24 protein-coding genes are annotated in these 24,637 nt (G+C 54.6%); 16 read left to right on the top strand and 8 right to left on the bottom strand.

Translation table 11 applies throughout. From position 1 onward, the window contains the following. The first annotated feature begins 24 nt into the window (after nt 1-24). The 12 genes from bamA to tilS all read left to right on the top strand — a co-directional run bounded on the left by bamA (nt 25) and on the right by tilS (nt 15,707). Nucleotides 25-2,442 (top strand): outer membrane protein assembly factor BamA, encoded by a 2,418-nt coding sequence (bamA, locus tag M8014_RS10270; RefSeq protein WP_271282373.1) that lies wholly within the window; start codon nt 25-27, stop codon nt 2,440-2,442. 118 nt (nt 2,443-2,560) lie between these two features. Beyond that, on the top strand, nt 2,561-3,055 hold the full coding sequence (skp, locus tag M8014_RS10265; protein ID WP_271265929.1) for a molecular chaperone Skp: 495 nt from the start codon (nt 2,561-2,563) through the stop codon (nt 3,053-3,055). Nucleotides 3,056-3,058: 3 nt separating this feature from the next. Beyond that, nucleotides 3,059-4,084 (top strand): UDP-3-O-(3-hydroxymyristoyl)glucosamine N-acyltransferase, encoded by a 1,026-nt coding sequence (gene lpxD, locus M8014_RS10260; protein WP_271282372.1) that lies wholly within the window; start codon nt 3,059-3,061, stop codon nt 4,082-4,084. Between the two features lie 102 nt (nt 4,085-4,186). Further along, nucleotides 4,187-4,642 carry a 3-hydroxyacyl-ACP dehydratase FabZ gene (fabZ, locus tag M8014_RS10255; RefSeq protein ID WP_006817227.1) on the top strand — a complete coding sequence of 152 codons (456 nt, stop codon included), beginning with the start codon at nt 4,187-4,189 and terminating at the stop codon, nt 4,640-4,642. 3 nt (nt 4,643-4,645) lie between these two features. Further along, a complete protein-coding gene (lpxA, locus tag M8014_RS10250; protein WP_271282371.1) occupies nt 4,646-5,434 on the top strand; it encodes an acyl-ACP--UDP-N-acetylglucosamine O-acyltransferase in 789 nt (262 codons plus the stop codon). After that, nucleotides 5,434-6,582 (top strand): lipid-A-disaccharide synthase, encoded by a 1,149-nt coding sequence (gene lpxB / locus M8014_RS10245; protein WP_271282370.1) that lies wholly within the window; start codon nt 5,434-5,436, stop codon nt 6,580-6,582. Before lpxA ends, lpxB begins: the two co-directional genes overlap by 1 nt. Next, nucleotides 6,579-7,175 (top strand): ribonuclease HII, encoded by a 597-nt coding sequence (rnhB, locus tag M8014_RS10240; protein ID WP_271282369.1) that lies wholly within the window; start codon nt 6,579-6,581, stop codon nt 7,173-7,175. The genes lpxB and rnhB overlap by 4 nt, the downstream gene beginning before the upstream one ends. A 33-nt stretch (nt 7,176-7,208) precedes the next feature. Then, nucleotides 7,209-10,691 (top strand): DNA polymerase III subunit alpha, encoded by a 3,483-nt coding sequence (gene dnaE / locus M8014_RS10235; protein WP_271282368.1) that lies wholly within the window; start codon nt 7,209-7,211, stop codon nt 10,689-10,691. A 12-nt stretch (nt 10,692-10,703) separates the two neighbouring features. Further along, nucleotides 10,704-11,663: an acetyl-CoA carboxylase carboxyl transferase subunit alpha gene (gene accA, locus M8014_RS10230; protein ID WP_271282367.1), complete on the top strand. Its 960-nt coding sequence runs from the start codon at nt 10,704-10,706 to the stop codon at nt 11,661-11,663. Nucleotides 11,664-11,764: 101 nt separating this feature from the next. Then, the gene (locus tag M8014_RS10225; RefSeq protein WP_271282366.1) at nt 11,765-13,903 is read left to right on the top strand and encodes a lysine decarboxylase LdcC; all 2,139 of its coding nucleotides are present in this window, start codon (nt 11,765-11,767) and stop codon (nt 13,901-13,903) included. 59 nt (nt 13,904-13,962) lie between these two features. Continuing rightward, the gene (locus tag M8014_RS10220) at nt 13,963-14,352 is read left to right on the top strand and encodes a VOC family protein (RefSeq protein WP_271282365.1); all 390 of its coding nucleotides are present in this window, start codon (nt 13,963-13,965) and stop codon (nt 14,350-14,352) included. Between the two features lie 62 nt (nt 14,353-14,414). Further along, nucleotides 14,415-15,707, top strand: coding sequence for a tRNA lysidine(34) synthetase TilS (tilS, locus tag M8014_RS10215; protein ID WP_271282364.1), 1,293 nt, complete (start codon nt 14,415-14,417; stop codon nt 15,705-15,707). Between the two features lie 28 nt (nt 15,708-15,735). Here the strand turns inward: tilS and rof are convergent, their stop codons facing one another. Together rof and M8014_RS10205 are read right to left on the bottom strand one after the other, a co-directional pair. Then, a complete protein-coding gene (rof, locus tag M8014_RS10210; RefSeq protein ID WP_271265919.1) occupies nt 15,736-15,996 on the bottom strand; it encodes a Rho-binding antiterminator in 261 nt (86 codons plus the stop codon). After that, nucleotides 15,983-16,183 carry a YaeP family protein gene (locus M8014_RS10205; protein ID WP_271282363.1) on the bottom strand — a complete coding sequence of 67 codons (201 nt, stop codon included), beginning with the start codon at nt 16,181-16,183 and terminating at the stop codon, nt 15,983-15,985. The genes rof and M8014_RS10205 overlap by 14 nt, the downstream gene beginning before the upstream one ends. 198 nt (nt 16,184-16,381) lie before the next feature. Between M8014_RS10205 and M8014_RS10200 the strand changes: the two genes are divergently transcribed. From M8014_RS10200 to nlpE, 3 genes are read left to right on the top strand one after another with little or no spacing between them, the layout of a single operon-like run. Then, nucleotides 16,382-16,927: a YaeQ family protein gene (locus M8014_RS10200; protein WP_271282362.1), complete on the top strand. Its 546-nt coding sequence runs from the start codon at nt 16,382-16,384 to the stop codon at nt 16,925-16,927. After that, nucleotides 16,924-17,346: an alternative ribosome rescue aminoacyl-tRNA hydrolase ArfB gene (gene arfB, locus M8014_RS10195; protein WP_271282361.1), complete on the top strand. Its 423-nt coding sequence runs from the start codon at nt 16,924-16,926 to the stop codon at nt 17,344-17,346. Before M8014_RS10200 ends, arfB begins: the two co-directional genes overlap by 4 nt. 24 nt (nt 17,347-17,370) lie before the next feature. Further along, nucleotides 17,371-18,069 (top strand): envelope stress response activation lipoprotein NlpE, encoded by a 699-nt coding sequence (gene nlpE / locus M8014_RS10190; protein WP_271282360.1) that lies wholly within the window; start codon nt 17,371-17,373, stop codon nt 18,067-18,069. A gap of 40 nt (nt 18,070-18,109) precedes the next feature. On the opposite strand, the gene proS is transcribed toward nlpE, so the two are convergent. From proS to metN, 6 genes are all read right to left on the bottom strand, one after another. Beyond that, the gene (proS, locus tag M8014_RS10185) at nt 18,110-19,828 is read right to left on the bottom strand and encodes a proline--tRNA ligase (RefSeq protein ID WP_271282359.1); all 1,719 of its coding nucleotides are present in this window, start codon (nt 19,826-19,828) and stop codon (nt 18,110-18,112) included. Between the two features lie 112 nt (nt 19,829-19,940). Then, nucleotides 19,941-20,648 carry a tRNA (N6-threonylcarbamoyladenosine(37)-N6)-methyltransferase TrmO gene (tsaA, locus tag M8014_RS10180; protein WP_271282358.1) on the bottom strand — a complete coding sequence of 236 codons (708 nt, stop codon included), beginning with the start codon at nt 20,646-20,648 and terminating at the stop codon, nt 19,941-19,943. Then, complete coding sequence (gene rcsF, locus M8014_RS10175; protein ID WP_271265912.1) at nt 20,645-21,049, bottom strand: Rcs stress response system protein RcsF; 405 nt, start codon at nt 21,047-21,049, stop codon at nt 20,645-20,647. Before rcsF ends, tsaA begins: the two co-directional genes overlap by 4 nt. A gap of 107 nt (nt 21,050-21,156) precedes the next feature. Then, a complete protein-coding gene (gene metQ / locus M8014_RS10170; protein ID WP_271282357.1) occupies nt 21,157-21,972 on the bottom strand; it encodes a methionine ABC transporter substrate-binding lipoprotein MetQ in 816 nt (271 codons plus the stop codon). Between the two features lie 39 nt (nt 21,973-22,011). Further along, nucleotides 22,012-22,665, bottom strand: a complete 654-nt coding sequence (locus M8014_RS10165) for a methionine ABC transporter permease MetI (RefSeq protein ID WP_271282356.1) — start codon at nt 22,663-22,665, stop codon at nt 22,012-22,014. Then, nucleotides 22,658-23,689, bottom strand: coding sequence for a methionine ABC transporter ATP-binding protein MetN (gene metN, locus M8014_RS10160; protein ID WP_271282355.1), 1,032 nt, complete (start codon nt 23,687-23,689; stop codon nt 22,658-22,660). The genes M8014_RS10165 and metN overlap by 8 nt, the downstream gene beginning before the upstream one ends. Before the next feature lie 187 nt (nt 23,690-23,876). On the opposite strand from metN, the gene gmhB reads away from it, so the two are divergent. After that, entirely contained in the window at nt 23,877-24,437 is a 561-nt protein-coding gene (gmhB, locus tag M8014_RS10155; RefSeq protein ID WP_271282354.1) for a D-glycero-beta-D-manno-heptose 1,7-bisphosphate 7-phosphatase, read from the top strand. Nucleotides 24,438-24,637 lie beyond the last annotated feature (200 nt).

The following is a 24,637-nucleotide window of genomic DNA, read 5'->3' as shown; positions in this document are numbered from 1 at the left end:
AGTTAGGAAGAACGCATAATAACGATGGCGATGAAAAAGTTGCTCATAGCGTCGCTGCTGTTTAGCAGCGCGACCGTATACGGTGCTGAAGGGTTCGTAGTGAAGGATATTCATTTCGAAGGCCTACAGCGTGTCGCCGTTGGTGCGGCCCTCCTCAGTATGCCAGTGCGCCAGGGCGACACGGTTAATGATGAAGATATTAGTAATACCATTCGCGCGCTGTTTGCCACTGGCAACTTCGAGGACGTTCGCGTCCTGCGCGATGGTGATACGCTGCTGGTTCAGGTAAAAGAGCGCCCGACGATTGCCAGTATCACGTTCTCCGGCAACAAGTCGGTGAAAGACGATATGCTCAAGCAAAACCTTGAAGCCTCTGGTGTCCGTGTTGGCGAATCTCTGGATCGCACCACCCTGTCTGATATCGAGAAAGGGCTGGAAGATTTCTACTATAGCGTCGGTAAATACAGCGCAAGCGTAAAAGCGGTGGTGACTCCGCTTCCACGTAACCGTGTTGACCTGAAGCTGGTGTTCCAGGAAGGCGTCTCGGCGAAGATTCAGCAGATCAACATCGTGGGCAACCACGCGTTTAGCACTGATGAGCTGATCTCAACCTTCCAGCTGCGCGACGAAGTGCCGTGGTGGAACGTGGTGGGTGACCGCAAATACCAGAAACAGAAGCTGGCGGGCGATTTAGAAACCCTGCGCAGCTACTATCTGGACCGCGGTTATGCGCGCTTCAATATCGATTCTACCCAGGTGAGTTTGACCCCGGACAAGAAAGGTATCTACATCACGGTTAACATCACCGAAGGCGATCAGTACAAGCTGTCGGGTGTTGAAGTGAGCGGTAACCTGGCGGGCCACTCTGCCGAGATCGAGACCCTGACGAAACTGCAGCCGGGGGAACTCTACAGCGGTGCGAAAGTGACTAAAATGGAAGACAGCATTAAAAAGCTGCTCGGCCGTTATGGTTATGCTTACCCGCGCGTGCAGACTCAGCCTGAAATCAACGATACGGATAAAACCGTTAAGCTCCACGTTAACGTCGATGCGGGCAACCGTTTCTACGTGCGTAAGATTCGCTTTGAAGGCAACAGCACCTCCAAAGATTCCGTCCTGCGTCGCGAAATGCGTCAGATGGAAGGGGCGTGGCTGGGCAGCGACCTGGTTGACCAGGGTAAAGAGCGTCTGAACCGTCTGGGCTACTTTGAAACCGTCGACACCGACACGCAGCGTGTCTCGGGCAGACCGGATCAGGTAGACGTGGTCTACAAGGTTAAAGAACGTAACACCGGTAGCTTTAACTTTGGTGTTGGCTACGGCACCGAGAGCGGTATCAGCTTCCAGGTTGGCGTACAGCAGGATAACTGGTTAGGTACGGGCTATTCCGTTGGTATCAACGGAACCAAGAACGACTACCAGACCTACTCTGAGCTTTCCGTCACTAACCCGTACTTCACCGTTGACGGTGTGAGTCTGGGCGGTCGTATTTTCTATAACGACTTTAAAGCGGATGACGCAGACCTCTCCTCCTATACCAACAAAAGTTATGGTATGGACGGAACGCTCGGCTTCCCAATTAACGAATACAACACCCTGCGTGCGGGCTTAGGTTATGTGCATAACGACCTGTCCAATATGCAGCCGCAGGTGGCCATGTGGCGTTATCTCGACTCGATTGGGCAACCTGCGAGTCTGAACAATGACGACAACGGTTTTGCTGCGGATGACTTCACCTTTAACTACGGCTGGACCTATAACCGACTCGACCGTGGTTTCTTCCCGACCGAAGGCTCGCGCGTCAACCTGAACGGTAAAGTGACCATTCCAGGTTCTGACAACGAGTTCTACAAGCTGACGCTGGATACCGCGTCCTACTTCCCAATTGATGACGACCACAAGTGGGTTGTTCTGGGTCGTACGCGCTGGGGCTATGGTGACGGTCTGGGTGGCAAAGAAATGCCATTCTATGAAAACTTCTATGCCGGTGGTTCGAGCACGGTGCGCGGCTTCCAGTCCAATAACATTGGTCCGAAAGCGGTCTACAATGGCGGCAATGACACGGATAACTGCGATAAGCCGTCATCCTCAGAAGTTTGCCGTTCTGATGATGCCGTCGGCGGGAACGCCATGGGCGTTGCCAGCCTCGAAATCATCACGCCTACGCCGTTTATCAGCGATAAGTATGCCAACTCAGTCCGTACCTCGTTCTTCTTAGATGCGGGTACCGTGTGGGATACTAACTGGGATAACACCGAGCAGATGAGAAACGAAGGCATCCCTGACTACAGCGATCCGAGCAATATTCGTATGTCTGCGGGTCTCGCACTACAATGGATGTCACCGCTGGGGCCGTTGGTCTTCTCCTACGCCCAGCCGTTCAAGAAATACGAAGGGGACAAAGCGGAACAATTCCAGTTTAACATTGGTAAAACCTGGTAATTGCCCGCCGCAAAGGAATGCGTTGGCAGTGTAGCGATGACAACTGGCGATCGCACGATCGCCTTGCCACGCAAAGAACGGTACCTTCGGGTACCAATGGGATGGTAAGGAGTTAATTGTGAAAAAGTGGTTATTAGCTGCAGGTCTCGGTTTAGCGATGGTAACTTCTGCTCAGGCAGCGGACAAAATTGCGATCGTCAATATGGGTAACTTATTCCAGCAGGTTGCGCAGAAAACTGGCGTTTCTGCAACACTGGAAAACGAGTTCAAAGGCCGTGCAGGCGAATTGCAGGGTATGGAAAAAGATCTGCAAACTAAAATGCAGCGTCTGCAGCGCGATGGTTCTACCATGAAAGCGAGCGACCGCAGCAAGCTGGAGAAAGACGTGATGGCTCAGCGCCAGACCTTCTCTCAGAAAGCGCAGGCATTTGAGCAGGATCGTCAGCGTCGTTCTAACGAAGAACGTGGCAAGCTGGTCACCCGCATCCAGTCCGCTGTGAAAGCAGTTGCTGCCGATCAGAGCATCGATCTGGTGGTTGATGCGAATGCTGTTGCATTCAACAGCAGCGATGTTAAAGACATCACCGCTGATGTCCTGAAACAGGTTAAATAAGTAATGCCTTCAATTCGACTCGCTGATTTAGCTCAGCAGTTGGATGCAGAATTACACGGTGATGGCGATATCGTCATCACCGCTGTTGCGTCCATGCAATCTGCTAAAGCAGGCAACATCACCTTCATGGTAAGCCCGAAGTACCGTGAACATCTGGCGCTTTGCCAGGCGTCTGCTGTCGTACTGACGCAGGACGATTTGCCGTTTGCCGCAGGTGCTGCGCTGGTAGTGAAGAACCCCTACCTGACGTATGCCCGTATGGCACAAATTCTGGATACCACGCCGCAGCCGGCGCAAAACATCGCCCCAAGTGCGGTGATTGACCCGACGGCGCAGCTGGGTAACAACGTATCGATTGGCGCAAATGCTGTGATCGAATCCGACGTGGTGCTGGGCGATAACGTCGTCATTGGTGCCGGTTGCTTCGTGGGTAAAAAAACCAAAATCGGTGCCGGCTCTCGCTTGTGGGCCAATGTCTCGGTGTATCACGAGATTGAAATCGGTGAACATTGCCTGATCCAGTCCAGTACCGTTATTGGTTCGGATGGTTTCGGCTACGCCAACGATCGCGGTAACTGGGTGAAGATCCCCCAGCTTGGCCGGGTGATCATCGGCGATCGTGTTGAAATCGGCGCTTGTACCACTATTGACCGTGGTGCGCTGGATGACACGATTATCGGTAATGGTGTTATCATCGATAACCAGTGCCAGATTGCACATAACGTTGTGATTGGCGACAATACCGCAGTTGCCGGTGGCGTCATTATGGCTGGCAGCCTGAAAATTGGCCGTTATTGCATGATTGGCGGCGCCAGCGTGATTAACGGGCATATGGAAATATGCGACAAAGTCACGGTCACGGGAATGGGCATGGTTATGCGTCCTATCACCGAACCGGGCGTTTATTCCTCAGGCATTCCGCTGCAGCCTAACAAGGCGTGGCGTAAAACAGCTGCCCTGGTGATGAATATTGATGATATGAGCAAGCGCCTCAAGGCCATTGAGCGCAAAATCGATCAACAAGACTAAGCGTTCATCCATTTAACGCATACTTCTCGGCCTGTCGGCTTTCTTATAAACCGGCAGGCCGTGTTATTATTGCCATTCAGATATTTTGACAGGAAGAGTATTTTGACTACTGACACTCATACTCTGCATATTGAAGAGATTTTAGAACTTCTGCCGCACCGCTTCCCGTTTTTACTGGTTGACCGTGTGCTGGATTTTGAAGAAGGTCGTTTTCTGCGCGCAGTGAAAAATGTCTCTGTAAACGAGCCATTCTTCCAGGGACACTTCCCTGGTAAACCTATCTTCCCGGGCGTACTGATCCTGGAAGCGATGGCTCAGGCTACCGGTATTCTGGCGTTTAAAAGCGTGGGTAAACTGGAGCCGGGTGAACTGTATTACTTCGCAGGTATCGACGAAGCGCGTTTCAAGCGCCCGGTTGTACCTGGTGATCAGATGATCATGGAAGTGACTTTTGAAAAAACGCGTCGCGGCCTGACTCGCTTCAAAGGCGTAGCTCTGGTTGACGGCAAGGTTGTTTGCGAAGCTACCATGATGTGTGCGCGTAGCCGGGAGGCCTGATACGTGATTGATAAAACCGCCTTTATTCATCCAACCGCCATTGTGGAAGAGGGTGCCGTTATTGGTGCTAACGTTCACATTGGTCCTTTTTGTATTGTTGGACCCCATGTCGAAATTGGTGAGGGTACCGTACTGAAATCTCACGTTGTCGTGAATGGTCATACGACCATTGGCCGCGATAACGAGATCTATCAGTTCGCCTCCATCGGTGAAGTAAACCAGGATCTTAAATATGCTGGCGAACCAACCCGTGTGGAAATTGGCGATCGTAACCGCATTCGCGAAAGCGTCACCATTCATCGTGGCACAGTACAAGGCGGTGAATTGACGAAGGTGGGCAGCGACAACCTGTTTATGGTCAACGTGCATGTTGCGCATGACTGTACTATCGGTAACCGCTGTATTCTCGCCAACAATGCAACGCTGGCGGGTCACGTATCAGTTGACGATCATGCCATCATTGGCGGCATGACCGCGGTGCATCAGTTCTGCATCATCGGTGCGCACGTAATGGTTGGCGGCTGCTCCGGTGTGGCGCAGGACGTTCCGCCGTATGTGATTGCCCAGGGCAACCACGCGACGCCGTTTGGCGTCAACGTCGAAGGCCTCAAGCGTCGCGGCTTTAGCCGTGAAGCGATTCTGGCGATCCGTAACGCGTACAAGCAGTTGTACCGTAACGGTAAAACGTTAGAAGAAGCCAAGCCGGAAATCGCCGAACTGGCGAAACAGCACCCTGAAGTGAATGCGTTTGTGGAATTCTTCGCACGCTCAACTCGCGGTCTGATTCGTTAATGGTCGATAGTCGCCCGCTTACGATCGCCCTTGTCGCCGGAGAAACCTCCGGCGATATTCTTGGGGCAGGTCTTATTCGTGCGCTCAAAGCGCGCGTTCCCAACGCGCGCTTTGTCGGCGTCGCCGGTCCGCTGATGCAGGCGGAAGGGTGTGAAGCCTGGTACGAAATGGAAGAGCTGGCAGTGATGGGCATCGTCGAAGTGCTGGGGCGCTTGCGCCGTTTGCTGCACATCCGGGCCGATCTGACGCGCCGCTTTACCGAACTCAAGCCCGATGTCTTCGTCGGCATTGATGCACCTGATTTCAATATTACCCTCGAAGGGAATCTGAAAAAGCAGGGGATCAAAACCATCCATTACGTCAGTCCGTCCGTCTGGGCGTGGCGACAGAAACGCGTTTTCAAAATAGGCAGATCGACGAATCTGGTGTTGGCCTTCCTGCCTTTCGAAAAAGCGTTTTACGATAAATTCAACGTGCCGTGCCGCTTTATCGGCCACACAATGGCTGACGCCATGCCGCTGGATCCGGATAAAAACGCCGCCCGCGACGTGCTTGGCATTCCGCATAATGCCCACTGCCTGGCGTTACTGCCGGGTAGCCGCGGCGCCGAAGTGGAAATGCTCAGCGCAGATTTCCTGAAAACGGCACAAATTCTGCGCCAGACTTACCCTGATCTGCAAGTGGTCGTGCCGCTGGTGAATGCCAGGCGTCGCGAGCAGTTTGAGCGTATTAAAGCGGAGGTCGCGCCCGACCTGCAGGTTCATCTGCTGGATGGCAAAGGCCGCGAAGCAATGGTGGCCAGCGATGCCGCGCTGCTGGCGTCCGGGACCGCTGCGCTGGAATGCATGCTGGCGAAATGCCCGATGGTGGTGGGCTATCGTATGAAGCCGTTCACCTTCTGGCTGGCAAAACGGCTGGTGAAAACGGACTACGTTTCACTGCCAAATCTGCTGGCCCGACGCGAGCTGGTGAAAGAGTTGCTGCAGGATGAGTGCCAGCCGCAGGCGCTCGCCGCTGCGCTATTGCCGCTGCTGGCGGACGGTAAAACCAGCCATGAAATGCACGACACGTTCCGGGAACTGCATCTGCAGATTCGCTGTAATGCCGATGAGCAGGCGGCTGACGCGGTGCTGGAGTTAGCAAAATGATGGAATTTGTTTATCCGCATACCCATCTGGTGGCGGGTGTGGATGAAGTGGGCCGTGGGCCGCTGGTGGGGGCTGTTGTCACCGCGGCGGTGATCCTCGATCCTGCCCGTCCGATTATGGGTCTTAATGACTCTAAAAAATTATCCGAAAAGCGCCGTCTGGCGCTGTTCGATGAGATCGTCGAGAAAGCGCTGGCCTGGAGTCTGGGCCGTGCCGAACCGCATGAAATTGACGAGCTAAACATTCTGCACGCCACGATGCTGGCGATGCAACGCGCTGTGGCCGGGCTGAAGATCGCCCCGGAATACGTGCTGATCGACGGCAACCGCTGTCCCGCATTGCCGATGCCGTCTATGGCAGTGGTGAAAGGCGACAGTCGCGTGGCAGAAATCAGCGCCGCCTCGATCGTGGCAAAAGTCACGCGCGATGCAGAAATGGCTGCGCTCGACCTCACTTTTCCCCAGTATGGCTTCGCCCAGCATAAGGGGTATCCTACCGCTTTCCATCTGGAAAGACTGGCTGAACATGGCGCAACTGAACACCACCGCCGCAGTTTTGGGCCGGTGAAACGCGCACTGGGACGGGTGTCCTGAGTCAAGACGCACTAAGTAACGCGGAATCTGAAGATGGCTGAACCACGTTTCGTACACCTGCGGGTGCACAGCGACTATTCCATGATTGATGGGCTGGCAAAGACCGGGCCGCTGGTGAAAAAGGCGGCCGCGCTTGGCATGCCCGCGCTGGCGATCACCGATTTTACCAACCTGTGTGGTCTGGTTAAGTTCTACGGAACGGCGCACGGTGCCGGATTAAAGCCGGTGATAGGTGCCGACTTTCACGTTCAGAGCGAGTTGCTCGCCGATGAAATGACGCAAATCACCGTCCTGGCGATGAATAACGACGGCTACCAGAACCTGACGCTGCTGATCTCGCGCGCCTATCAGCGCGGTTACGGGGCGCTCGGCCCGTGGATTGACCGGGAATGGCTGGCGGAGCTGAGCGAAGGACTGCTGCTGCTCTCCGGCGGCAGAATGGGTGACGTCGGCAGGTGTCTGCTGCGCGGCAACATGGCTCTGGCGGAACAGTGCGTCGATTTTTATCAACAGTACTTCCCGGATCGCTTCTATCTGGAGTTGATCCGTACTGGTCGCCCGGATGAAGAGAACTATCTGCATGGTGCCGTTGCGCTTGCAGAGGCGCGCGGCTTACCGGTAGTGGCGTCTAACGATGTGCGCTTTATCAATGCCGACGATTTTGATGCGCACGAAATTCGCGTTGCTATCCACGATGGGTTTACCCTCGACGATCCGAAGCGACCGCGTAACTATTCGCCGCAGCAGTACATGCGCAGCGAAGACGAGATGTGCGAGCTGTTTTCCGATATTCCGGAAGCGCTGGAAAACAGCGTAGAAATTGCCAAACGCTGTAACGTGACCGTCCGTCTGGGTGAGTACTTCCTGCCGCAGTTCCCGACCGGTGAAATGACGACGGAAGATTTCCTGGTCCTGAAATCGAAGGAAGGGCTGGAAGATCGTCTCGAATTTTTGTTCCCGGATGAAGCTGAACGCAATGAGAAGCGCCCCCCTTACGATGAACGTCTGGAGATTGAACTTCAGGTTATCAACCAGATGGGATTCCCGGGCTACTTCCTGATCGTAATGGAGTTTATCCAGTGGTCGAAGGACAACGGCGTACCGGTAGGACCTGGGCGTGGTTCGGGTGCGGGATCGCTGGTGGCCTACGCGCTGAAAATTACCGATCTCGATCCGCTGGAATTTGATCTGCTGTTTGAACGCTTCCTGAACCCGGAACGTGTCTCAATGCCCGACTTCGACGTCGACTTCTGCATGGAGAAACGCGACCAGGTTATCGATCACGTGGCCGAGATGTACGGCCGCGACGCGGTATCGCAGATTATTACCTTCGGTACGATGGCGGCGAAAGCGGTTATTCGCGATGTGGGCCGCGTGCTGGGTCATCCGTACGGCTTTGTGGATCGCATTTCCAAGCTGGTGCCGCCCGATCCTGGCATGACGCTGGCGAAAGCCTTTGAGGCTGAGCCGCAGCTGCCGGAAATCTACGAAGCAGACGAAGAAGTTAAAGCGCTGATCGACATGGCGCGCAAGCTGGAAGGGGTCACCCGTAACGCCGGTAAACACGCCGGTGGGGTGGTGATCGCGCCAACGAAAATTACCGATTTCGCGCCGCTGTACTGCGACGAAACCGGGTCGCATCCGGTCACCCAGTTCGACAAGAACGATGTGGAATATGCCGGTCTGGTGAAGTTCGACTTCCTTGGCCTGCGTACGCTTACCATCATCGATTGGGCGCTGAAGATGATCAACCCGCGCCGCGCCAAACAGGGCCTGGAGCCGATTGATATCGCGGCGATCCCGCTGGATGACAAGAAAAGCTTCGACATGCTGCAGCGCTCGGAAACCACGGCGGTATTCCAGCTTGAATCCCGCGGCATGAAAGATCTGATTAAACGTCTGCAGCCTGACTGCTTCGAAGATATGATCGCCCTGGTGGCCCTGTTCCGTCCGGGCCCGCTGCAGTCGGGGATGGTGGACAACTTTATCGACCGTAAGCACGGGCGGGAAGAGATCTCCTATCCGGATGTTCAGTGGCAGCACGAATGCCTGAAGCCGGTACTGGAACCGACCTATGGCATCATCCTGTACCAGGAACAGGTCATGCAGATCGCCCAGGAACTCTCCGGTTACACCCTTGGCGGCGCGGATATGCTGCGCCGTGCAATGGGTAAGAAAAAGCCGGAAGAGATGGCCAAGCAGCGCGGTACCTTCGAAGAAGGGGCAAAGAAAAACGGCGTTGATGGCGAACTGGCGATGAAAATCTTCGATCTGGTAGAGAAATTTGCCGGATACGGGTTTAACAAGTCGCACTCCGCAGCTTATGCGCTGGTCTCCTACCAGACGCTGTGGTTGAAAGCGCACTACCCGGCCGAGTTTATGGCCGCGGTAATGACCGCCGATATGGACAACACCGAAAAGGTGGTCGGTCTGGTCGATGAGTGCTGGCGCATGGGGCTCAAAATCCTGCCGCCGGATATTAACTCGGGTCAGTATCACTTCCACGTGAATGACGACGGGGAAATTGTTTACGGCATTGGCGCGATTAAGGGCGTGGGCGAAGGTCCCATCGAAGCTATTATCGAAGCGCGTAACCAGGGCGGTTATTTCCGCGAGCTGTTCGACCTGTGTGCGCGAACCGATATCAAAAAGCTTAATCGTCGGGTTCTGGAAAAGCTGATTATGTCCGGGGCGTTCGACCGCCTGGGGCCGCATCGCGCTGCGCTGATGAACTCGTTGGCCGATGCCCTGAAGGCGGCCGACCAACACTCTAAAGCCGAAGCCATTGGTCAGGCGGATATGTTTGGCGTGCTGGCAGATGAGCCGGAACAAATCGAGCAATCCTATGCCAATTGCCAACCGTGGCCAGAACATACGGTACTGGAAGGCGAGCGTGAAACGTTAGGTTTGTATCTGACCGGACACCCGATCAACCAGTATCTGAAAGAAATTGAGCGTTATGTCGGCGGCTATCGCCTTAAAGACATGCATCCGACCGAACGTGGTAAAATAACCACGGCGGCTGGGCTCGTCATTGCCGCGAGGGTTATGGTCACCAAGCGCGGCAATCGTATCGGTATCTGTACGCTGGATGACCGCTCCGGGCGGCTGGAAGTGATGTTATTCACGGAAGCACTGGAAAAATACCAGCATTTGCTGGAAAACGACCGCATACTTATCGTCAGCGGACAGGTCAGCTTTGATGACTTCAGTGGCGGGCTTAAAATGATGGCCCGTGAAGTGATGGATATTGACGAAGCCCGGGAAAAATATGCTCGCGGGCTTGCTATCTCGCTGACGGACAGGCAAATTGATGACCAGCTTTTAAACCGACTCCGTCAGTCTCTGGAACCCCATCGTTCGGGGACCATTCCAGTACATCTCTACTATCAGAGGGCGGATGCACGTGCGCGATTGCGCTTTGGTGCAACGTGGCGCGTCTCTCCGAGCGATCGTTTACTCAACGATCTCCGTGGCCTTATTGGTTCGGAGCAGGTGGAACTGGAGTTTGACTAATACAGGAATACTATGAGTCTGAATTTCCTTGATTTCGAACAGCCGATTGCAGAGCTGGAAGCGAAAATCGATTCTCTGACCGCCGTGAGCCGTCAGGATGAAAAACTGGATATTAACATCGACGAAGAAGTGCATCGTCTGCGTGAAAAAAGCGTAGAACTGACGCGCAAAATCTTTGCCGATCTTGGCGCATGGCAGGTTGCCCAACTGGCGCGCCATCCTCAGCGTCCGTACACCCTGGATTATGTCCGCCTGGCATTTGATGAGTTCGACGAACTGGCAGGCGACCGTGCCTATGCCGACGATAAAGCTATTGTCGGCGGTATTGCGCGTCTCGACGGTCGTCCGGTGATGATCATTGGCCACCAGAAAGGGCGCGAAACCAAAGAAAAAATTCGCCGCAATTTCGGGATGCCCGCTCCGGAAGGTTACCGTAAAGCACTGCGTCTGATGGAGATGGCCGAGCGTTTCAACATGCCAATCATCACCTTCATCGACACGCCGGGAGCTTATCCAGGTGTGGGGGCTGAAGAGCGCGGCCAGTCCGAAGCGATTGCCCGCAACCTGCGCGAAATGTCACGTCTGAGCGTACCGGTTATCTGCACCGTTATTGGTGAAGGTGGCTCCGGTGGCGCACTGGCGATTGGCGTGGGCGATAAAGTGAATATGCTGCAGTACAGCACCTATTCCGTTATCTCCCCGGAAGGCTGTGCGTCCATTCTGTGGAAAAGTGCCGATAAAGCCCCGCTGGCTGCAGAAGCGATGGGCATTGTTGCTCCGCGTCTGAAAGAGCTGAAGCTTATCGACTCTATCATTCCAGAACCGCTGGGTGGTGCACACCGTAAGCCAGAAGTCATGGCTGCGTCGTTGAAAGCACAGCTGTTGGCGGATCTCGCCGACCTCGACGTGCTGAACAAAGAAGAGTTGCTTAACCGTCGTTACCACCGTCTGATGAGCTACGGCTACGCGTAAGCCGCGCATTAATCTCAAAAAGCCGCACACTGTTGCGGCTTTTTTTATGTCTGACGTTTACCTCAACTATGCTTAGTGAATGTTTTTAAAGGAGGTATACCGTGAACATCATTGCCATTATGGGGCCGCACGGCGTCTTTTATAAAGACGAACCCATCAAGGAGCTGGAGCAGGCGTTAGCTTCACGTGGTTATCAACTCATCTGGCCGCAGAACAGTGCCGATCTGTTGAAATTCATCGAACATAATCCGCGTATCTGCGGCGTCATTTTCGACTGGGACGAGTACGATCTGGAGCTGTGCAGCGATATTAATCGACTCAATGAATACCTGCCGCTGTATGCCTTTATCAATACCCATTCCACGATGGATGTCAGCGCGCACGATATGCGCATGGCGCTGTGGTTTTTCGAGTATTCACTGGGTGTAGCGGACGACATTGCGACCCGCATTCAGCAATATACCGGCGAGTATCTGGATAACATCACGCCGCCGTTTACCCGCGCGCTTTTCACCTACGTCAAAGAGGGGAAATATACCTTCTGTACGCCGGGCCATATGGCGGGCACCGCCTATCAAAAAAGTCCGGTGGGATGCCTGTTTTATGATTTCTTTGGTGGGAATACGTTAAAAGCGGATGTATCGATCTCGGTCACCGAGCTCGGATCGCTGCTGGATCATACCGGCCCGCATCTGGAGGCAGAGGAGTACATTGCGCGCACCTTTGGGGCGGAGCAGAGCTACATGGTCACCAACGGTACCTCGACATCGAACAAGATTGTCGGCATGTATGCTGCACCGGTCGGGAGTACGGTGCTGATTGACCGCAACTGCCACAAATCGCTGGCCCATCTGCTGATGATGAGCGACGTCATTCCGCTCTGGCTATCACCCACGCGTAACGCGTTGGGCATTCTCGGCGGGATCCCACGGCGTGAATTTTCTCATGCTGCCATCGAAGATAAAGTGGCCTCGGTTCCCGGGGCGAGTTGGCCGGTGCATGCGGTGATCACCAACTCCACCTACGACGGCCTGCTGTATAACACTAACTGGGTGAAGCAAACGCTGGATGTTCCCTCCATTCATTTTGACTCAGCGTGGGTGCCTTACACCAATTTCCACCCGATTTATGCCGGGAAAAGCGGGATGAGCGGCGAGCGGGTACCGGGAAAAGTGTTCTTTGAAACCCAGTCCACGCACAAAATGCTGGCGGCCTTTTCGCAGGCCTCGCTGATCCACATTAAGGGTGACTACGATGAAGAGACCTTCAACGAAGCCTTTATGATGCACACCACCACTTCACCGAGCTATCCGCTGGTGGCCTCGATTGAAACCGCGGCGGCGATGCTGCGCGGTAATCCGGGTAAACGGCTGATCAATCGCTCGGTTGAACGGGCTCTGCATTTTCGTAAAGAGGTGCAGCGCCTCAAGGATGAAGCCGACGGCTGGTTCTTCGATATCTGGCAGCCGAACGATATCGAAGAAGCCGAGTGCTGGCCGGTGGCGCCTGGAGAGAGCTGGCATGGCTTTCGCGATGCCGATGCGGATCATATGTTCCTCGATCCGGTCAAAGTGACGATCCTGACGCCGGGCATGGACGAGCAGGGGGTGATGAGTGACGAGGGGATCCCGGCAGCGCTGGTGGCGAAATTCCTCGATGAACGCGGCGTGGTGGTAGAAAAAACTGGCCCTTACAATCTGCTATTTCTGTTCAGTATCGGCATCGATAAGACCCGGGCGATGGGTCTGCTGCGTGGGCTGATGGAATTCAAGCGCGCGTACGATCTTAATTTACGGGTCAGGAATATGCTGCCGGATTTGTATGCCGAGGATCCTGATTATTACCGCAATATGCGCATCCAGGATCTGGCGCAAGGGATCCACCGCCTGATTCGCCAGCACGATCTGCCGCGCCTGATGTTGCAGGCCTTTGACGTCCTGCCGGAGATGAAGCTCACCCCGCACGAAGCCTGGCAGCGTCAGGTGCGGGGTGATGTCGAAACGGTGGAACTGGAAAATCTGGTGGGCAGGATCTCCGCTAATATGATCCTGCCTTACCCCCCGGGCGTACCGCTGTTGATGCCTGGAGAGATGATCACCGAACAGAGCCGGGCGGTGCTCGATTTTCTGTTGATGCTTTGCTCTATTGGCCGCCATTATCCAGGCTTCGAAACGGATATTCACGGCGCAAAACGCGACGAAAACGGCATCTACCGGGTAAGGGTCCTAAAAGCGCAGTGACCGCTTGCGCGCTAAGGGCTTTCAGATATACCGTTCAGGCACACTAAAAAGGAGAGGCTATGCTGGGTTTAAAGCAGGTTCACCATATTGCAATTATTGCGACCAACTACGCCGTCAGTAAGGCGTTCTACTGCGATACGCTGGGTTTTACTCTGCAGAGTGAGTTTTATCGCGAAGAGCGCGACTCCTGGAAGGGCGATCTGGCGCTTAACGGCCAGTATGTTATTGAGCTGTTTTCTTTCCCTTTCCCGCCGGCGCGCCCGTCCCGGCCGGAAGCCTGCGGTCTGCGTCACCTTGCCTTCAGCGTAGATGACATCGACCAGGCGGTGCTGCATCTTGAAGCGCATGGCGTAAAATGCGAAGCCATTCGCATCGATCCGTTTACCGATAAGCGCTTCACCTTTTTCAACGATCCGGATGGCCTGCCGCTGGAGCTGTATCAGCAGTAACGCTTGCCTCTCGTCGCAATGCCCGGTAATTTGCCGGGCATCTTCCTGCATAAACAATGACGATGACCACACCCGATCTTCATCACGCTATCGACCCGTATCGCCGTCTGCTGGTGGGGTTTAGCGGTGGGCTGGATTCCACCGTGCTGCTGCATCGCCTGATGCGTATGCGAGAACAGGAGCCAGGCCTCGAGCTGCGTGCTATTCATATTCATCACGGCCTGAGCCCGGACGCCAACAGTTGGGCCAGCCACTGCGAAACCCTCTGCCGCGAATGGAATATCCCCTTGATTGTGGTGCGGGTGACGCTGGCCGAAGAGGGGTTGGGTATTGAGGCGCAGGCGCGGAAAGCGCGCTATGCCGCTTTTCACGATGCGCTGTTACCTGACGAAGCGCTGGTTACGGCGCAGCATCTGGACGATCAGTGCGAAACCTTCCTGCTGGCGCTTAAGCGCGGCAGCGGCCCGGCAGGGCTGTCGGGCATGCCTGCGCGGGCACGTTTTGCTGGTACCGAACAGCTTCGCCCGTTGCTCAGCGAGACGCGTGCATCGCTCCTGGACTGGGCGCAGTGTCAGGGATTGCGCTGGATTGAGGATGAAAGCAATCAGGATGATGGTTATGACCGCAATTTTCTGCGCCTGCGCGTGCTGCCGCTGCTGACCGCACGCTGGCCGCATTTTGCGCAAGCCACCACCCGCAGTGCCGAACTCTGCGCAGAGCAGGAACAGCTGTTGGATGAACTGCTGGCCGAGGAGCTGGCGTCATTACTCTCTGACGACGGGTCGCTGGCTATTGCACCGCTGCGGACAATGAGTGCCGTGCGTCGGGCGGCCATTCTGCGGCGCTGGATTGCTACGCATGGGGCGCTGATGCCCTCGCGCGCGCTGCTGAACCGTCTCTGGGACGAAGTGGCGCTGGCCCGGGAAGATGCCGCCCCGCGCCTGCGTTCCGGTGAGGCTGAAATCAGACGTTTTCGCGATCGGCTGTGGTGGGTGAAATGCCAGCCATCGCTGGCCGACCGGGTTATTGCCTGGCGACACCCGCTCGAGCCGCTGATGTTACCTCAGGGGCTGGGAACACTGTCCCTCACGGCGGGTGGTAATCTGCGTCTGCCTCAGCCCGATGAGCCGGTCACGGTGCGTTTTCGTGCCAGCGGGACGTTGCACATCGTCGGGCGGAACGGTGGGCGTAAGATTAAAAAAATCTGGCAGGAGTTGAACGTTGCCCCCTGGCTGCGCGATACCACGCCGTTGCTGTTTTACGGCGAGACGCTGGTGGCTGCGGCAGGGACGTTCGTGACTCTGGATGGCGTGGCTGAGACGGGGAAGGGCGTACAGCTGGAGTGGAAAGCGTAACGGGCAGCAGGGCCGCCCGTCACACACATCAGGACTCGCTCACCACGACGGTGCCGATTTCGGGATGACTGAAGCTGGCAATTTTATCGAGACGCAGTTCGCGCGTTGCGCCGCCGTCTTCCACCACCAGGTACTCCACGTTTTTACGGGAGACCAGATCGCTCGCCTTCGCCTTCAGAACCTCGCCATCTTTAAGTGCCAGCGCCAGGATATAATGGTGCTGGCAGGCAAGTTCGAGGTTGTCATAGTCATCACAATTGATGGGTTGATAGGTATCATTCATTGACATAATCGCTCACCAGTAAATTCGCAGCAGCATATGCCGCTTTTTCTCTGATCGACTCTGAAAGCGTATCATCCGATGCGACTTCATTCAGAACTTTCAATACACAGCCCAACGCATCAGGGATATACCCCAGATCGCCGCTGGCAATTTCCGCATACCGTTTGCGAATTAGCTCACAATAATTATTCACATCCCCTCCTGCCAGCGCACTGACTTTACTGTGAGATACCCTTAAGCCTACGAAGATAAACTCGGTTTAGCAAGGTGACTATACCATACTCATTTAAGCAATATCAGCAGCTTGATGTCGCAGACATTCGCGAGGCGATAACAGCCTTTTTATTGATATTTCGCTACAATGCGCACCTGATTCGAAAGGAGTTCTCTGATGGCGCTTAAAGCGACAATTTACAAAGCCACGGTCAATGTGGCGGATTTAGATCGCAACCAGTTTTTGGATGCGACTTTGACGCTGGCGCGTCACCCCTCTGAAACCCAGGAGCGCATGATGCTGCGCCTGCTGGCATGGATTAAGTATGCCAACGAGCGGCTGCAATTCACCCGTGGGCTGAGTGCGGAAGACGAACCGGAAGCCTGGCAGCTTAACGATCATCTGGGGATTGATCTCTGGATTGAGCTCGGCCTGCCGGATGAGCGGCGGATCAAGAAAGCCTGCACCCAGTCGGGTGAAGTGGCCTTGTTTGCCTATAACAGCCGCGCGGCGGAAATCTGGTGGCAACAGCACAAGAACAAATGCGCGCAGTTCTCCAATCTGTCGGTCTGGTATCTGGATGATGAACAGCTGGCTCAGCTGAGTGCATTTGCCGGGCGGACCATGATCCTGCAGGCAACGATCCAGGACGGCGCCATCTGGTTATCGGATGCTGAGAATAATCTGGAAATTCATCTTGAAGCCTGGCAGTCACGTTCATGATTGTCCTGTCCCGAACGGTCACCCTTCCTGATAGCGAGGTCGAGATTACAGCGATCCGTGCACAGGGCGCGGGCGGGCAGCATGTGAATAAAGCCTCAACGGCTATCCATCTGCGCTTTGACATTCGGGCATCCAGCCTGCCAGAGTATTATAAAGAACGTCTGCTGGCCGCCAGCCACCATCTCATCACCAGCGATGGGGGGATTATTATTAAGGCGCAGGAGTACCGCAGCCAGGAGATGAACCGTGAAGCAGCGCTTTCCCGGCTGGTGGCGGTAATACAAGAGTTAACGACGGTACAAAAAAGTCGTCGGGCAACCCGTCCGACACGGGCATCAAAAGAGCGTCGCCTGTCCTCGAAATCGCAGAAATCGACGGTGAAGTCGCTGCGTGGCAAAGTGCGCCGCCCTCAGGATTAGTCGGGAATAGATAAGGAATTTAGGGTGAAAACAGCGATATTTTCAGTAATGGCAGCAGGTGCGCTGTTGGTCCTGATGGGATGCCATAACCGTACGGAAGTGCAGACGCTGGCGTCAGGTCAGATGGAAGCGTTAAAGCCGATGCAGCAAAGCTGGCGCGGTGTATTGCCCTGTGCCGATTGTGAAGGGATTGAAACCTCGCTGTTTCTGGAAAAAGACGGTACCTGGGTAATGAACCAGCATTATCAGGGCGCAAAAGCCCCATCCTCTTTTGCCACTTACGGCAGCTGGGCGCGAACGGCTGATAAGCTGGTGCTGACGGCGACCGATGGCGAAAAACACTATTTCCGGGCTAAAGGCGCGGCGCTGGAGATGCTGGATCGGGAAGGTAATCCTATTGATTCGCAGCTGAACTACACGCTTGAACCAGTGACCGCTGCGCTGCCGTCCACGTCGATGGCGATGCGGGGGATGTATTTCTATATGGCGGATGCGGCGATATTCACCGACTGTATGACCGGTAAAAAGGTGAGCGTGACCAATAACGCTCAGCTGGAACGGGATTATGCGGCGGCCCGTGGCAGTGATAGCAAACCGGTGCTGTTGACGGTAAACGGCCATTTTACTCTGGAGCCGAATCCGGATAGCGGAGAAAGCGTGAAAACGCTGGTGCCAGACAGAGATGCTCGCTTTGAGCCCGGCAAAAACTGCGACAGCAAATAGCTGACATAAAAAACCCCGCATCAGCGGGGTTTTTTGCGGCTTATGCCTTGATGGCTTTCACCAGGTAATCAAGGATTTCGCTGGTTTTGATCATCTGCTTCTCGCCGTTACGACGGTATTTGTACTCGATTTCTTCATTATCGAGATTACGGTCGCCAATAACGACGGTATGCGGAATACCGATCAGTTCCATATCAGCAAACATCACACCCGGACGCTCTTTACGGTCGTCCATCAGCACTTCGATACCCTGCGCACGCAGTTCGCTGTACAGCTTCTCTGCCAGCTCCTGCACGCGGTAGGACTTGTGCATGTTCATTGGCAGGATCGCCACATGGAACGGTGCAATGTTGTCCGGCCAGACGATCCCGCGCTCGTCATGGTTCTGCTCGATTGCCGCAGCTACGACGCGCGTAATCCCGATCCCGTAGCAACCCATGGTCAGCGTCTGGTTACGACCGTCTTCACCTTGTACCGCTGCGTTCAGCGCCTGTGAATACTTGGTGCCCAGCTGGAAGATGTGACCGACTTCGATGCCGCGTTTGATCTGCAGCACGCCCTGGCCATCCGGGCTTGGATCGCCTGCGACCACGTTACGGATATCGGCCACTTCTGGCGTCGCCGCGTCGCGATCCCAGTTAATGCCAAAGTAATGTTTACCGTCGATGTTCGCACCGGCAGAGAAATCGCTCATCGCGGCAACGGTACGGTCGATAACCACCGGAACAGGCAGATTAACCGGGCCGAGAGAGCCTGGGCCGGCATTCACTACCGCGCGGATGTCCGCTTCGGTCGCGAAGGTCAGCGGGCTGGCAACCTGCGGCAGTTTTTCTGCTTTCACTTCATTCAGCTCGTGATCGCCACGCACCAGCAGGGCAACCAGCGGGTAGCTGCTGCCTTCAACCGCTTTCACCAGCAGGGTTTTAACGGTTTTCTCAACCGGCAGATTGAACTGCTCAACCAGCTCGGCGATGGTTTTGGCGTTTGGCGTATCAACCAGGGTCATCTCCTGGGTAGCCGCTGCGCGTGGCGCTTTTGGTGCCAGCGCTTCGGCAAACTCGATGTTAGCCGCGTAGTCGGAGGTGTCGGAGAAGATCACATCGTCTTCGCCGCTCTGCGCCAGAACCTGGAATTCATGGGACGCGCTGCCGCCGATGGAGCCGGTGTCGGCCAGCACTGCACGGAAATCCAGACCCATGCGGGTGAAGATTTTGCTGTACGCGTCGTACATCTTGTCATAGGTCTCTTGCAGCGAGTCCTGTGAGGTATGGAAGGAGTATGAATCCTTCATCACAAATTCACGGGAACGCATGACGCCAAAACGAGGGCGTACTTCGTCGCGGAATTTAGTCTGGATCTGATAGAAGTTCAGCGGCAGCTGCTTGTAAGAGCTCAGCTCGTTACGAATCAGGTCGGTGATCACCTCTTCGTGAGTCGGGCCAAGGACAAACGGGCGCTCGCCACGGTCAACAAAGCGCAGCAATTCCGGGCCGTACTGCTCCCAGCGGCCACTCTCAACCCACAGGTCAGCAGGCTGAACCACAGGCATGGACACCTCAATGGCACCGGCGTTATCCATCTCTTCACGCACGATGTTTTCGACTTTTCTCAGGACGCGCAGGCCGGTCGGCAGCCAGGTATACAACCCGGAGGCCAGCTTGCGGATCATCCCGGCGCGCAGCATCAGCTGATGGCTGATGACTTCGGCGTCGGCAGGCGTCTCCTTCAGAGTGGAGAGCAGATATTGGCTAGTACGCATGTTGTTACGGTTCCATTTCGACGATTGGAACAGGCTGACAGGTCAGCCTGACACAAAAAAAGTGGTTTAGTTTACCAGTGTGGCCATGATGCCAAAAGAGAGGACAATAAAATTACTGCGCTTCCAGGGCAAACACTTCGAAGCCTGCCTCGGTGACGCGCCAGCGAACATTAAAATCCAGCAGCAGAACGGCGTAGGTTTTCCCGGCTTCTTCCTCTTTGCGGTAGGCCGGACGGGGATCTTGCGCCAGGACATCGACGATAAAATCCTGCAGTCGAGGGTAGCGCTTTTCCAGCAGCGCGAACTGTGCGGTCAGCGCATCGGTAAAGTACACCGGCATGTCTGCCTGCGGTGCCTGCTGGGCATAGCTTGCGCGGGCATCCGGTAAGGCTTCGGCAAAGGGCAGGTAAGGTTTGATATCCACCACCGGCGTGCCGTCGACCAGATCCAGGCTGCCAAGCTCAAGGATTACCTGATCTTTCTGACAGCGAATACCTTTTAACTCGACCAGCGACATCCCGACCGGATTCGGCCGGAAGGTCGATCGCGTGGCAAAGACGCCCATTCTGGTGTTACCGCCCAAACGGGGCGGGCGCACGGTGGGACGCCAGCCACCTGCCATGGTCTGATGAAAGATAAACAGTACCCACAGGTGGCTAAACGCTTCCAGTCCGCGCACGGCATCGGCTTGATTATACGGCGCTATCAGGTGAAGTTCGCCACCGCCGCTTTTCACCAGACCTGGCTGGCGCGGCACGGCAAACTTCTCTTTATAGGGAGAACGGATAACGCCTATCTGCTCGAACTGGAAAGCACTCATTTCGCCGAGACGTTAAGGGCTGAACCTACGCAAACGGCCTGACGGTAGCAGCCTGGCGTACCGCTGGTCACTTCACAGCTGTGCAGCAGGACGGCGTTAGCCTTCATTTTAGAGGCATTCACCTGCATGCGTTTACGCGCAGTCGGGATATTCGGAGGAGAGTCCTGATTGCTGGCCTGGCAAGAATCGCCTGAGACTTCACCGAGGTCGCGGAAAGGTTTACCCACTAGCTCTTCGGCATTGGTATAGATTTTGACGGGCGCAGGGCGCGGCGCTTTCGGTTTCTCTGGCTCTGCTTTAGGCGGGGTTGCTGTGCTTTTAACAGGTTCAACAGGAGATCTGCTTAGCATGGAACAGCCGCTCAGCATCAGTGCTAAAAGACAGATCGGTAAAGCACGCATAGTAATTCCTCAGTGAATAATCAAATCGTCAGCTATTGAATCAGTTGCCTGCATAAATGACAAGACGGGCTTACGCCCGTCCTGAATGATATTACACAAAGGTCAGATTACCAGCCTTTAACTGCACCGCCGTTAAAGACTTTGTTCGCTTCCTGGTAAACTTCATCAGACTGATACGCCTCAACGAATTTCTTCACGTTTTCGGCATCTTTATTGTCTTCACGGGTAACGATCAGGTTTACGTACGGGGAGTCTTTGTCTTCCACGAAGATACCGTCTTTCGCTGGGGTCAGGTTAATCTGGCTGGCGTAGGTCGTGTTGATAACCGCCAGTGCGATCTGTGCATCGTCCAGAGAACGCGGCAGTTGCGGCGCTTCCAGTTCAACAATTTTCAGATTTTTTGGGTTCTCGGTCACGTCCAGAACGGTAGGCAGCAGGCCAACACCGTCTTTCAGTTTGATCAGGCCCACTTTCTGCAGCAGCAGCAGGGAACGACCAAGGTTGGTTGGATCGTTCGGAACGGCAACCTGAGAACCGTCCTGCAGTTCATCGACGGATTTGATTTTTTTGGAGTAGCCCGCAATCGGATAGACGAAGGTGTTTCCTGCTGCGACTAGCTTGTAGCCGCGATCTTTGATCTGCTGATCCAGGTACGGTTTGTGCTGGAAGGCGTTGGCGTCGATATCGCCTTTGCTCAGCGCTTCGTTAGGCAGAACGTAATCGTTAAAGGTTACCAGCTCAACGTCGAGGCCATACTTCTCTTTGGCTACCTTCGCAGCCGTTTCTGCAACCTGCTGTTCCGCACCGACGATAACGCCCACTTTAATGTGGTTTGGATCTTTTTCGTCCTGACCGCAACCCACCAGAGCCAGAGAGCCGATCAGCGCGCCTAACGCTGCATAGGTCTTAAATTTAAACGCCATGTTTTTATCCTTAACTCGTTGAGTTTGTATTGTGTAACGTTATTTATGCGTAACAGCCCGGACGATGCGATCGCCAGAGAATTGAATGAGGTAAACCAGCACGACCAGCAGCACCAGAACGGTATTCATGACGGTAGCATTGTAGCCAATATAGCCATACTGATAGCCGATCTGACCTAAACCACCTGCACCTACCGCACCGCCCATTGCAGAGTAACCCACCAGGGTAATCAGTGTAATGGTTGCCGCATTCACCAGACCCGGCAGGGCTTCTGGCAGTAAGACCTTACGTACAATCTGCATCGGCGTAGCACCCATTGCGCGTGAAGCCTCAATCAGACCCGTTGGGATCTCTAACAGCGCGTTCTCAACCATACGGGCAATAAAGGGCGCCGCACCCACGGTCAGAGGAACGATTGCTGCCTGCAGGCCAATAGACGTGCCCACAATAACGCGCGTAAACGGAATCATCCACACCAACAGAATAATGAAGGGGATGGAACGGAAGATGTTCACCAGCGCCGAGAGGGTGCGATAAAGTTTGGCGTTCTCAATAATTTGACCCGGGCGGGTGACATACAGCAGCACGCCTACCGGCAAACCAATCACAAAACCGAAAAAGCCGGATACAAAGGTCATCGCCAGCGTTTCCCATACGCCGCGCGCCAGCAACCACATCATTGGCTCAGACATAACCCAGTACCTCTACTTTTACATGATGTTCCTGCAGCCAGGCGATAGCGGCTTGCGTGTCCTGTTGCGTGCCATGCATTTCTGTCAGCATGATGCCGAACTTAACGCCGCCGGCGTAATCCATCTGCGCGCTAATAATGTTGTTGTTCACGTTGAAGCGACGGGCGGTTTCAGACAGCAGCGGCGCATCCACGGACTTACCGGTAAATTCCATGCGCAGCATCGGAACACTGTCGGCTTCCGGGGTGCTTTTTAAACGTGCCTGATAATCTTCCGGAATATCCAGATGCAGTGTGGCCTGGATAAACTGCTGCGCCAGCGGGGTTTTCGGGTGCGAGAACACTTCGCTGACGGTGTCTTGTTCAATCAGCTCACCGTTACTGATCACTGCCACACAGTCACAGATGCGTTTGACGACATCCATTTCATGGGTAATAAGGAGGATGGTCAGCCCCAGACGACGGTTAATGTCTTTCAACAGTTCCAGAATCGAACGGGTAGTGGCCGGATCCAGCGCGCTGGTGGCTTCATCGCACAGCAGGACTTTTGGATTGCTTGCCAGTGCGCGTGCAATCGCGACACGCTGTTTTTGCCCACCGGATAAGTTTGCCGGGTAGACATCATGCTTATCGCTCAGACCGACCAGCTCCAGCAACTCTGTCACGCGACGTTTGATTTCGTCCTTTGGCGTGTTGTCCAGCTCCAGCGGTAAGGCAACATTGCCAAATACGGTGCGGGACGCCAGCAGGTTAAAGTGCTGGAAAATCATGCCAATCTGACGGCGGGCTTTGGTTAATTCGGTTTCGGAGAGCCTGGTCAGGTCCTGATTATCAACCTGGACGATGCCCTCGGTTGGACGTTCGAGCAGGTTAACGCAACGAATGAGTGTGCTTTTACCTGCACCTGAGGCGCCAATGACGCCATAAATCTGCCCAGCCGGAACATGCAGGCTAACGTTGTTCAACGCCTGAATGGTACGGTTCCCTTGCTGGAACACTTTGGTGATATTCGAAAGTTTAATCATTAGATTATTTTTATCGTTTGTAAGTGAGTCGTGGCATTTTCTGCTGCCTGATACGGGCGATGACCGTCAACAAAATGGATGTTAAGGCATCCAGACGTCTAAATCAATCCAACTCTGTGTGATGAGCACTTTATTGCGCAGTGATTCATGAGATACTACGAAGACACCCCTTTTCAGGAGCAAACCGGTGGCGAAATCAGTACCCGCAATTTTTCTCGATCGTGACGGCACGATTAATGTCGATCATGGTTACGTGCATGAGATAGATGAATTCGAATTCATTGATGGCGTAATAGAAGCCATGCGTGAATTAAAAGAGATGGGCTATGCGCTGGTGGTGGTGACCAATCAGTCGGGCATTGCACGCGGTAAATTCACCGAAGCGCAGTTTGAGACCCTGACTGAATGGATGGACTGGTCGCTGGCCGATCGTGGTGTCGATCTGGATGGTATCTATTATTGTCCGCATCACCCGCAGGGCACAGTTGAAGAGTATCGCCAGACGTGCGATTGCCGTAAACCGCATCCGGGCATGTTCATCTCTGCTCAGGAGTTTCTTGATATAGATATGAGCGCTTCCTATATGGTGGGCGACAAACTGGAAGACATGCAGGCAGCAGCTGCGGCAGGTATCGGGCATAAAGTTCTGGTGCGCACAGGTAAACCCGTCACGCCCGAAGCAGAAAATGCAGCAGATTGGGTGATTAATAGCCTGGCAGAGCTGCCGGCAACCCTTAAAAAGCAGTAAAAGCAGGCGTTATGGCGAAAAGATGAGCGGTTGAAATAAATTTGTCTTTTTCCGCTTGTCAGCGCCGGAGAACTCCCTATAATGCGCCTCCATCGACACGGCGGATGTGAATCACTTCACACAAACAGCCGGTTCGGTTGAAGAGAAAAGCGAAAATAAACGCTTGACTCTGAAAGAGGAAAGCGTAATATACGCCACCT

Source organism: Silvania hatchlandensis, assembly GCF_025564065.1.
Taxonomy (GTDB): Bacteria; Pseudomonadota; Gammaproteobacteria; order Enterobacterales; family Enterobacteriaceae; genus Enterobacter; species Enterobacter hatchlandensis.
The sequence above is the reverse complement of the archived record's forward strand: the minus strand, read 5'-3'. Positions and strand labels throughout refer to the sequence as shown.